At 54.6% G+C, this 4,217-nt stretch carries 5 protein-coding genes and 1 pseudogene; 4 read left to right on the forward strand and 2 right to left on the reverse strand.

All coding sequences use genetic code 11. The features are described 5' to 3' along the window. The 3 genes and pseudogenes from AAAB16_RS11190 to AAAB16_RS11200 form a co-directional block, all read left to right on the forward strand. The coding region (locus tag AAAB16_RS11190; protein ID WP_340663381.1) for a GGDEF domain-containing protein at positions 1-579 on the forward strand (579 nt) is incomplete at its 5' end. A gap of 162 nt (positions 580-741) precedes the next feature. Then, positions 742-1,059 (forward strand): annotated as a pseudogene (locus AAAB16_RS11195) (cold shock domain-containing protein membrane protein); the annotation flags it as partial. A 60-nt stretch (positions 1,060-1,119) separates the two neighbouring features. Continuing rightward, positions 1,120-1,344, forward strand: coding sequence for a cold-shock protein (locus AAAB16_RS11200; RefSeq protein ID WP_162998724.1), 225 nt, complete (start codon positions 1,120-1,122; stop codon positions 1,342-1,344). Between the two features lie 76 nt (positions 1,345-1,420). Here AAAB16_RS11200 and AAAB16_RS11205 read toward each other — a convergent pair whose 3' ends face one another. Together AAAB16_RS11205 and AAAB16_RS11210 are read right to left on the reverse strand one after the other, a co-directional pair. Continuing rightward, positions 1,421-1,627, reverse strand: coding sequence for a SlyX family protein (locus AAAB16_RS11205; protein WP_340663382.1), 207 nt, complete (start codon positions 1,625-1,627; stop codon positions 1,421-1,423). A gap of 3 nt (positions 1,628-1,630) precedes the next feature. Then, positions 1,631-2,056, reverse strand: coding sequence for an HIT domain-containing protein (locus tag AAAB16_RS11210; protein ID WP_340663383.1), 426 nt, complete (start codon positions 2,054-2,056; stop codon positions 1,631-1,633). An 820-nt stretch (positions 2,057-2,876) separates the two neighbouring features. Between AAAB16_RS11210 and AAAB16_RS11215 the strand changes: the two genes are divergently transcribed. After that, positions 2,877-4,154, forward strand: a complete 1,278-nt coding sequence (locus tag AAAB16_RS11215; RefSeq protein WP_340663384.1) for an OprD family porin — start codon at positions 2,877-2,879, stop codon at positions 4,152-4,154. Positions 4,155-4,217 lie beyond the last annotated feature (63 nt).

Below are 4,217 nucleotides of genomic sequence, written 5' to 3' on the forward strand. Positions count from 1 at the left end.
CGCCTACGCAGCGCTCAGGAGGAAATTTCCCATCTTCGAGGCCAACTGGAACGCGCCCATATGGCCGCGACCCTCGACAGCCTGACCAACGTGTTCAACCGCCACGCCTTCACCCGCCTACTCGAACAAACCCTTACCAACGGCCATCAGAGCGTGGCACTGGTGATGCTCGATATCGACCATTTCAAACAGTTCAACGATCAGTACGGCCACCCGCTGGGCGACCGCGTACTGCAGCACGTCGGCCAATTGCTGCGCGAACTGTTGCCACCCAGAGGCATGGCGGCGCGTTATGGCGGCGAAGAATTCTGCGTCATCCTGCGCGAGTGCCAAGACTTAGAAACAGCCCACAGCTTTGCCGAACATTTACGCCTGAAAATTCAGGCCCTACGGGTAAAGGTAAGGCGCACTGACGAAATTCTCGACTCCATTACTGCCTCATTCGGTTTCGCCCTGGCCGAGGCCGGCGATACCCTTGAAACACTGCTTACCCGTGCCGACGACGCGCTTTACCAAGCCAAACGCGCCGGCCGCAATCAAGTTCACCCTCATCTACCAGAGCCTGCGCTAAGCGCTTGATTTGAGTAGCCCTCCGCTTTGCTGTTAAATACCCCCCGTGCCGCCGCCCCGCGCGGCGCATAGGCTGGTGCCAACGCGTGTCGATAGCCGATCTTTATTTACGGCAACCCGCGCCAAGCCAGCTCTTTCGCTGAACCATCCTTATAAGTGAGCTCATTGCACATGCTGAAAATCGTCCACCTGCTTGTAGGAGTCGCCGCACTGCTCCTGTCCTCTATTCCCAGTCTTCACGCCGAAAGCCTTCCTTACCTACAACAACCTGACGCCATCTACCTCGCTCTATTTGGTTTGATCAATCTACTGCTCGCTCCTCTTTTCCCAATCTGGCACATGGGTGCTCGCCAACAGGTGCAAGGCTTGGTCAGCGCACTGCTGGTGTTGGCCGTGGTTCTGCAAGTATTGATTCTGCTCGCCCCACTCCCGGTAATCGGCGGCCAACCGGCCGTACTGCTGAGTTTGCTGACGGTACTGCTGGCTGTTCTGCTGCACATGGGCGCCAACTTGCGGATGAAAACCCGCAGCAGCGTTACCCCTCAAGACCTGGGCGATCGCGAAACCGGCACGGTCAAGTGGTTCAATACCTCCAAGGGTTTTGGCTTTATTTCCCGCGACTCAGGCGACGATATTTTTGTGCACTTTCGCGCCATTCGTGGTGAGGGCCACCGTGTCTTGGTCGAAGGCCAGCGCGTTGAGTTTTCCGTTATGCAGCGCGACAAAGGCCTGCAAGCTGAAGATGTGATTGCCGCCCTGCCGCAACGTCGTTAAGCGAATGCAGTAATACAAAACCCGCCAGTGGCGGGTTTTTTATTGACCGAAGCGCACCTCTACCGGGCGCCGCCTATTAATAGTGCGGAGGTGGTGCCTCTTCCTCGGACATACCAAAGCCGCTTTGCATATCTTCCTGACGCTTGGCCAGCGCGGATATCTGCATCTGCAGCCGCTCAATAATCCGCTGCTGCTCAACGAGCTCATCGTTCAAGGTCTGAATGGTGTCGTCCTGAAACGCCAAGCGGGTTTCCAACTCCATCACGCGCAATTCCAGGCTCATGACCTACTCCTCAGCAAAAGCAAAATCGCTATCCAGCACAGAGCGCAGCTTGGTGCGGATCGCTGCCACCTGCTCGCTTGCGTAAGGCTGCGCGGCAAACTTGCCCCACACCGGCGCGGGCCAGGCGGCATCACTACGGCGACGAACAATAACGTGCATATGCAGCTGACTGACCACATTGCCTAATGTGGCAACGTTCATTTTGTCGGCAGCAAAGGTGTCTTTTAATAACTCGGAAAGAGTGACCGTCTCGTGCCACAGTTGCTTTTGTTCATCGCTACTTAGCTGAAACAGTTCACTGACCTCATCGCGCCGCGGAACCAAGATAAACCACGGATAGTGGTCGTCATTCATCAACAGCAAACGGCACAGCGGAAAATCACCGATCAGCAGGGTGTCGTTCTGCAAACGTGAGTCCAGGGCGAACATACACAAACTCCGACATATATATAGGTACAACTCAGCCTGCACCGGCATAAGAGCAGGCGGCCGATTCGGCGCACAGGATACCCCCATAACAGAAAAAACTCGCCCGCCCCTACCGAGCGAAAACAGCGCACCTTTCATCCCTCGCTCGCCGGTATGAATCATGCTCCTGAGCCCGCCTCATACTGCGCACCAAAAGAGCGCCGCCACCAAGCTGCGGCCAATTTTTCATGCACCCAAGCTGTGCACGCTTTGTTACCCAAGCGCCACAAGCCCCACTTTCAAGCTGTCAGTGCCACCAGCAGTAACGGTTGGCGGCACACCTAGCGCCCGCTACAGGGCGCGCAGATACGCACCATCTGTAGCTTTTTACACAACGTAGCGCTCAAAAAATCACACAAAACAATTTTTTCACATGCGCAAAGGTGTTTGTGCACGCTAATTGCTTTATGCCTAGCAAGATCAATGAGCACAGACGCCGAACAGTGTTTGTGTACCTTGCTTAGTACAACAGTTAACTCCAGGGACAAGAATTAACTGCTGGGCTTTACAGGGGATTAATGCGACCGGTTTTTATCGGCACTTTAATCATCAGAAATCACGGAAAAAGTTAATCGCTGGGATGCAAGCGTAAAACTACGAATTTGCGACATGTCACATAAGCTTTTGCGACATAGCCGTTAAGAATTTGTAAGGACCATGCACTATCTGTCGCCAACATTGTCGCCGTGATATAACTTAGCGCCGACACAAAAAGAAAGAGCCGCCCATACACAAAGAAGATGGGCAGCGCAACTCTTCTAAAACCAAAGGAGCAATCACGATGCAAGTGATGAAGTGGAGCTTAATCGCCCTAGCAGTAGCGGGCAGCACCCAACTGGCAGTAGCCAGCGAACAGTCCGACTCCAAGGGCTTCGTAGAAGACAGCAGCCTCAGCGTTTTGGCTCGCAACCTCTACTTCTCCCGTGACTTCCGTAACCGCCCGGCTGGCACTCAGAGCCGCGTTGAAGAATGGGGCCAAGGCTTCATCGGTACTTTCGAGTCCGGCTTCACTCAAGGCACCGTAGGTTTCGGCGTTGATGCAATCGGCCTGGCCGGCATCAAACTGGACAGCGGCCGTGGCCGTGCTGGTACTGGTCTGTTCCCAGAAGACTCTGACGGTCGCTCGGAGGACTCCTACGGCGAAGTTGGCGGCGCAGTTAAAGTACGCCTGTCCAACACCACCCTGAAGTACGGTGATCAATTCACCACCATGCCAGTGTTCGCTACTGATGACAGCCGTCTGCTGCCAGAAGTTGCCGAAGGCTTCCAAATCACCAGCAACGAAATCGCTGGCCTGGAACTGAAAGCTGGTCACTTTACCGGTATCAACGCGCAAGACTCCACCAACCACGACGGCCTGGGTCTCACCAAAGCTGACGTAATCGGCGGTACTTACACATTCTCCGACTCGCTCTCCACCACTCTTTACTACTCGCGTATCGAAGACTACTTCCGCAAGATCTATGCGAACGTAAACTGGACCTTGCCAATCGCTGATGGCCAAGCTTTCGGCTTGGACGTTAACGCTTATAAAGTCGACAGCATCGGCGCTGGCCTGGCTGACGGCGACAGCAGTGTTAACGGCGGCGACATCGACAACCTGACCTACAGCTTCGCTGCCTCCTATAGCATCGACGCACACAAGTTCACCCTGTCCTTCCAGGACGTAACCGGTGACGGCGACTACGCTTACGGCGTAGACGGCGGCGGCACTGTGTACCTGAACAACTCGATCGCCCGTTCCGACTTCAACACTGAAGACGAAAAATCCTACGGCGCTCGTTATGACCTCGACTTCACCACCTTCGGCGTACCTGGTCTGACTTTCATGACCCGTTATGTAACCGGTAAGGGCGCGAACGTTGAGACCACTAACAACGGCAAAGAATGGGAACGCGATGTTGACGTGAAATACGTCTTCCAAGACGGCCCTGCTAAAGATCTGAGCCTGCGTGTACGTCAAGCTACCTATCGTTCCAGCGACGCGGTTTACCTGCGTAGCTCGGCTTCGATCGACGAACTGCGCCTGATCGTTGAATACCCACTGAGCATTCTGTAATCCAGAACTCAGCAGGTAATTCGATATAAAAGAAGCCCGGTATTTGCCGGGCTTCTTTTTGTC

Source organism: Pseudomonas sp., assembly GCF_037994325.1.
In the GTDB taxonomy this organism is placed as follows: domain Bacteria; phylum Pseudomonadota; class Gammaproteobacteria; order Pseudomonadales; family Pseudomonadaceae; genus Aquipseudomonas.